Origin of the sequence: Caulobacter sp. (genome assembly GCF_049283275.1) — a bacterium.
GTDB lineage: Bacteria > Pseudomonadota > Alphaproteobacteria > Caulobacterales > Caulobacteraceae > Caulobacter.
Genome location: NZ_JBAPVS010000293.1, coordinates 1 through 5690, shown reverse-complemented (window position 1 = coordinate 5690; position 5690 = coordinate 1). Strand labels below are relative to the sequence as shown.

General features: G+C 68.8%; 5 protein-coding genes. 2 read left to right on the top strand and 3 right to left on the bottom strand.

Annotated elements, in window-relative coordinates; genetic code table 11:
• Both WAL33_RS16690 and WAL33_RS16685 read left to right on the top strand, forming a co-directional pair.
• A partial coding sequence (locus tag WAL33_RS16690; protein ID WP_422182649.1) for a pilus assembly protein TadD occupies positions 1-571 on the top strand: 571 nt, incomplete at its 5' end.
• 102 nt (positions 572-673) lie between these two features.
• Complete coding sequence (locus WAL33_RS16685; RefSeq protein WP_422182648.1) at positions 674-2365, top strand: alkaline phosphatase family protein; 1692 nt, start codon at positions 674-676, stop codon at positions 2363-2365.
• Here the strand turns inward: WAL33_RS16685 and WAL33_RS16680 are convergent.
• The 3 genes from WAL33_RS16680 to WAL33_RS16670 all read right to left on the bottom strand — a co-directional run.
• A complete protein-coding gene (locus tag WAL33_RS16680; protein ID WP_422182647.1) occupies positions 2362-3336 on the bottom strand; it encodes a type II secretion system F family protein in 975 nt (324 codons plus the stop codon). The two genes, WAL33_RS16685 and WAL33_RS16680, sit on opposite strands and share 4 nt — an antisense overlap.
• 11 nt (positions 3337-3347) lie before the next feature.
• Positions 3348-4328, bottom strand: a complete 981-nt coding sequence (locus WAL33_RS16675; protein ID WP_422182646.1) for a type II secretion system F family protein — start codon at positions 4326-4328, stop codon at positions 3348-3350.
• A gap of 4 nt (positions 4329-4332) precedes the next feature.
• Positions 4333-5690: CpaF family protein (locus WAL33_RS16670; RefSeq protein ID WP_422182645.1), on the bottom strand; the 1358-nt coding region annotated here is incomplete at its 5' end.

Below are 5690 nucleotides of genomic sequence, written 5' to 3'. Positions count from 1 at the left end.
GTCCCAGGCCCTGCGCGCCCTGGGCCGCTATGACGAGGCCGCCGAGGCGGCCGACCGCGTCCTGGTCTTCGCGCCCGACGACTATGACGCCCTGATGGAGTCGGCGCGGGCCAATGTGGCGCGCGGCCAGGGCTTCTACGCCATCGCGCCGGGCCGCAAGGCCGCCGCCCTGCAACCGCGCGACTGGCGTCCGCCGTCGCTGCTGGGCGTGGCCTATGAACAGGCCAAACGCGACGACGAGGCCCTGGCGGCCCACCGCCAGGCCGTGGCCCTGGCCCCGAACGAGGCCGCGCCCCTGACCAACCTGGCCCTGCACCTGGCCTCGACCGGCGACCTGAGGGGCGCCGAGACCGCGCTGCGCCAGGCCGTCGCCCTGCCCTCCGCCACCATCCAGGTGCGCCAGAACCTGGCCCTGGTCGTCGGCCTGCAGGGCCGCATCGACGAGGCCGAGAAACTGGCCCGCCAGGACCTGCCGCCGGAATCGGTCGACAACAACCTGGCCTGGCTGCGCGCCGCCACGGGCCAGGAAAGCGCGACCCGTTCGTGGAGCGCGGTGAAGACGGGCGGCTAGGGCGTCGTCGTCCGCATGGATTTCCGACAACAGACGAACCTCCCGCGACCGGAGCGCCTCTACGACTTGCACTGACGATCGGAACGCGCGAAGGCGTTGGGGATGAAGACGATTTTCATCCCCGGCGTCCTTGCCCTCGTGCTGTCGACCGGCCTCGCCGCCCAGGCCTCGACCCTCTCGGCCCCAGCGATCTCCGACAAGCCGGAGCCCAAGCTGGTCGTGGTCATCTCGGTCGACCAGTTCAGCGCCAATCTCTACGCCCAGCATCGGCCCGAGTTCACGGGCGGTCTGGCCACCCTGAGCCAAGGGATCGTCTATCCGAACGGCTACCAGTCGCACGCCTTCACCGAAACCTGTCCGGGACACTCGACCCTGCTGACGGGCAAGCATCCGAACAAGACCGGCATTCCCGCCAATGATTGGTACGACCGCGCCACGGGCAAGATCGCCTACTGCCTGGGCGACGCCAGCGTGACCCTGGCCGACGATCCCAAGGGTCGCGCCGTCAGTCCCGCCAACCTCGTCGCGACGACCTACGGCGACTGGCTGAAGGCGGTCTCGCCCACGAGCCGGGTGTTTGGCGTATCGGGCAAGGACCGCGGGGCCATCACCATGTCGGGTCACCAGGCCGACGGCCAGTTCTGGTATCAACCGGGCTTCGGCTTCACGACCTTTGTTCGCGAAGGGCAGACGGCGGAGGCGCGCCTGAAGCCTGTCGCCGCCTTGAACGCCCGGCTGGCGACTGACCTGAAGAGGCGCCCGTTCATCTGGACCTACGCCAAGGCTTCGGCCGAGCGCTGCCAGGCGTTGGAGGCCGACTATGAGACCGGCGGCCGTCGGTGGCGGGCGGCCCTGCCGATCCCCGCCGCGGTCGATGATGCAGGCCGGCAGCGCGACCTTTACGCCAGCCCCTATACCGACGAAGTGACCCTGGAGGCCGCACGGACCCTGCGCGAGGCCTACGGGCTGGGCGACGGACCTCAGGTCGATGTCCTGACCGTCAGCCTGTCGGCCACCGACTTCATCGGCCACCGCTGGGGCACGCGGGGCCCTGAGATGTGCGACCAGATCGCCCGTCTGGACGAGCGCCTGGGCGTGTTCCTCAAGAGCCTGGACAGGGTCAAGGGCGGGGTCCTGGTCGTGTTGACCGCTGACCATGGCGGCGCCGACTTCGCCGAGCGCCTGCGCGACGAGGGCTACGACAGCGGGCGGGTGATCGGCAAACCATGGCTCGCCGACCTGAACAGGCGGCTCCGCGCCGACCTGGGTCTGACCTGGGAGCCGCTGATCGCCGACGGCGGCATTGATCAGATCTACATTGTCGGGCCCGGCCGCGGGACGCCCTCGAGCGCCGACCGCGCCCGCATCATCGCGGACGCCCTGGTGCTCATCAATCGCGACCCGGCCGTGGCCCAGGCCTTCGACGCCCAGGCTCTGCTGGCCCTGGAGCCCGCGCCGGCCGACGCCTCGCCCGAGGAACTGTCCGTGGCCGAGCGGATGCGCCGCAGCGTCTATCCCGGCCGCACGGGCGATATCCTCGTCGCCTTCAAGCCCGACCGCGTTCCGGCCACGCCGGGCGCGACCTATGTCTCCAGCCACGGCAGTCCCTGGGACTACGATCGTCGCGTGCCGATCCTGTTCTGGTGGAAGGGCGCCAAACCGCACGAACGCATCCTGCCGCTGGACACGGTCGATATCGCTCCGACCCTTGCGGCGGCCACGGGCGTCAAGCCGCCGGCGGACCTCGACGGCGTCTGCCGGCCGCTGATTTATGGGCGCCGCTGCCGGCCCTAGCGGTGCTTCAGCACGTCCTGGATCTTGATGATGGCCGGACCCATGATCACGATGAACAGCACGGGCAGGAAGAACACGATCATCGGCACGGTCAGCTTGGCCGGCAGGGCGGCGGCCTTCTTCTCGGCGGCCGAGAGCCGCAGCTCGCGGTTTTCCTTGGCCATCACCCGCAGGGCCGACCCCAGCGGCGTGCCGTAGCGTTCGGCCTGGATCATGGCGGTGACCACCGAACGGACGCCGGGATGGTTGGTCCGCTTGGCCAGGCCCTCATAGGCCAGACGGCGCTCGGGCAGGTAGCTGAGCTCGGCGGTCAGCAGGGCCAGCTCCTCGGCCAGCTCGATCGAGGCCCCGCCGATCTCGGCCCCGACCTTGGCGACCGCCGCCTCGATCGACATGCCGCTTTCGACGCAGATCAGCAGCAGGTCCAGGGCGTCGGGGAAGGCCGAGACGATCGATTCGCGACGCTTCTGGGCGATGTTGGAGATGTAGAGGTTGGGGGCGTAGAAGCCGGCCATCAGGGCGACGAAGCAGGCGGCGATCTTCTGCACCGGCAGCAGGCCGAAATCGTTGACCACATAGAGATAGAACCCCGCCACCACCGCGAAGGCGAACGGCATGGCGAAACGGAAGAAGTAGAAGGTCGAGACCGGCTTGGGGCCGCGGAAGCCCGCCTGGGCCAGCTTGTCGACGACCTTGGGATCCTCCAGCAGCCGCGACAGCTGCAGGCGGTCGACGATGGTCTTGTACATCCCCTCGTCGGTATGGCGCAGCGACGCGCCGACACTCGGCTGGGCCAGGGCCTCGCGCGAGCGGCGACGCAGCTCCTCGCGGCGGTTGGCCACCGACTTCAGCCGCCCCTCCAGGCCGCTTCCGCCCATCATCGGCGAGACCAGGGTGACGATGGTGGCGAACACCACGATGGCGACGAAGACGCTGAGCAGCGTCTGGGGATTGGTGAGCATCTCGATCATGGCCGCCTCCCCTAGAACTTGAAGTTGATCATCTTGCGCATCACGAAGATGCCCAGGCCCATCCAGAAGGCGGCCGCCAGCAGCATCAGGTGACCGCGCGGGTCGCTGAACATCGGCGCCATATAGGCGGGCGCCGTCACCGTGATCATCAAGATGACGCCCGGCGGCAGGCTGCCGATGATGAAGGCCGAGGCCACGGCTTCGGCCGACAGGGCCTTGATCTTCTCGGCCATCAGCTTGCGGGCCCGCAGCACGGTCGACAGGTTGCCCAGCGCCTCGGCCAGGTTGCCGCCGGTCTTGGCCTGGATGGTCAGGACGATGGTGAAGAAGCGCAGCTCGTTGGTCGGCATGCGCTCGTACATGCGGTCCAGCGCCTGCTCCATCGACATGCCCATGCCGGTGTTCTCGACCAGCACGCGGAACTCGCCGGCCAGGGGCTCGGGGCACTCGGCGCCGATGACCTTCAGGCAGTCATGGACGGGCAGGCCCGACTTGATGCCGCGCACGATGATGTCGATGGCGTCGGAGAAGGCCTCGGTGAATTTCTTGACGCGCGCCTTGGCCAGCATGCCGACCACCCAGCGCGGCAGGCCCAGGCCCGCGGCGAAGGCCGCCCCCAGGGCGACCAGCGGCATCTGGCGCAGCAGCAGGAGCGTCGCGCCGACCAGCAGGCCCACGACGCCGCTGACGATCCAGAACATCTGGAGATTGTCGCCCAGGCCCGCGGACCGCAGGCGCGAGGCAATGGTCAGCGACGCCTTCTTCTTCTGATGATCCTGCTCCTTGAGGGTCTTGAGGATCTGCTTGCGGCGGGCGTCGGGGGTGTTGGCCACGACCTTGGCGCGGGCCGCCTCGCTGGCGCGGTCGACGCCGCCGATCAGCTGGGCGCGCTTGACCGTCTTGGTCGAACCGCCGCCGGCGCCGCCCGCCAGCACGAAGCCCAGGCTGGCGATGATGATGAAGCCCAGGAGACCGGCGAGGATGAACATCATCGCCCTATTCCGCCGCGTCGAGGGCTTCGGCCAGCTCGCGCTCCAGGCCGTAATAGCGGGCGCGGTCCCAGAACCGCGGGCGGCCGATGCCGGTCGAGCGATGCCGGCCCAGCACCCGGCCCTCGGCGTCCTCGCCGCTGATCTCGTAGACGAACAGGTCCTGGGTGACGATCACGTCGCCTTCCAGCCCCACCACCTCGGTGATGTGGGTGATGCGGCGGCTGCCGTCCCGCAGGCGGGCGGCCTGGACGATGACGTCGACCGAGCCGACGATCATCTCCTTGATGGTCTTGGACGGCAGGCTGTAGCCGCCCATGGTGATCATGCTCTCGATCCGGCTGAGCGCCTCGCGCGGGCTGTTGGCGTGCAGCGTGCCCATCGAGCCGTCGTGGCCGGTGTTCATGGCCTGCAGCAGGTCGAAGGCCTCGGGCCCGCGGACTTCGCCGACGATGATCCGTTCGGGACGCATCCGCAGGCAGTTCTTGACCAGGTCGCGCATGGTCACCGAGCCCTGGCCTTCCAGGTTCGCCGGCCGGGTTTCCAGGCGCACCACGTGCGGCTGCTGCAGCTGCAGCTCGGCCGCGTCCTCGCAGGTCACCACCCGTTCGGTCGGGTCGATGAAGGCGGTCATGGTGTTGAGCAGGGTGGTCTTGCCCGAGCCGGTGCCGCCCGAGATGACGACATTGCAGCGGCACGCGCCGATGACGCCCAGGACCCGCGCCCCTTCCGGGCTGATCGACGCGAAGTCGACCAGGTGCTTCATCGTCAGCTTGTCCTTCTTGAACTTGCGGATGGTCAGGGTGGGACCGTCCAGCGCCAAGGGCGGGGCGATGACGTTGACGCGGCTGCCGTCGGGCAGGCGGGCGTCGCAGATCGGCGAGCTCTCATCGACCCGGCGGCCGACCTGGCTGACGATCCGCTGGCAGATGTTCATCAGCTGCAGATTGTCTCGGAACCGCACATTGGTCAGCTGGACCTTGCCGCCGACTTCGATGAACACCCGGTGCGCGCCGTTGACCATGATGTCGGCGATGTCGTCGCGGGCCAGCAGCGGCTCCAGCGGGCCATAGCCGAGGACGTCGTTGATGATGTCCTGGACCAGGTGCTCCTGCTCGGAGACCGACATCGAGACGTTCTTGATCGCCACCAGCTCGGCGACGATGTCGCGGATCTCTTCGGCCGCCGCCTTCAGGTCCAGCTGCGCCAGCTGGCCCAGGTCGATGGTGTTGAGCAGGGCGTTGAAGATCGTGGTCTTGGTGGCGTGGTAGTAGTCGCTCTGCTCGCGGACCACATTGGTGGTCGACGACGCGCCCTGGACGGCGCGCGGCTGGTCCTGGCCCGGGACGGCGCGAGGGCCGGGCG

Coding starts and splice junctions, on each gene's coding strand:
- WAL33_RS16685 (WP_422182648.1), top strand. CDS start 674: ATGAAGACGATTTTCATCCCCGGCGTCCTTGCCCTCGTGCTGTCGACC.
- WAL33_RS16680 (WP_422182647.1), bottom strand. CDS start 3,336: ATGATCGAGATGCTCACCAATCCCCAGACGCTGCTCAGCGTCTTCGTC.
- WAL33_RS16675 (WP_422182646.1), bottom strand. CDS start 4,328: ATGATGTTCATCCTCGCCGGTCTCCTGGGCTTCATCATCATCGCCAGC.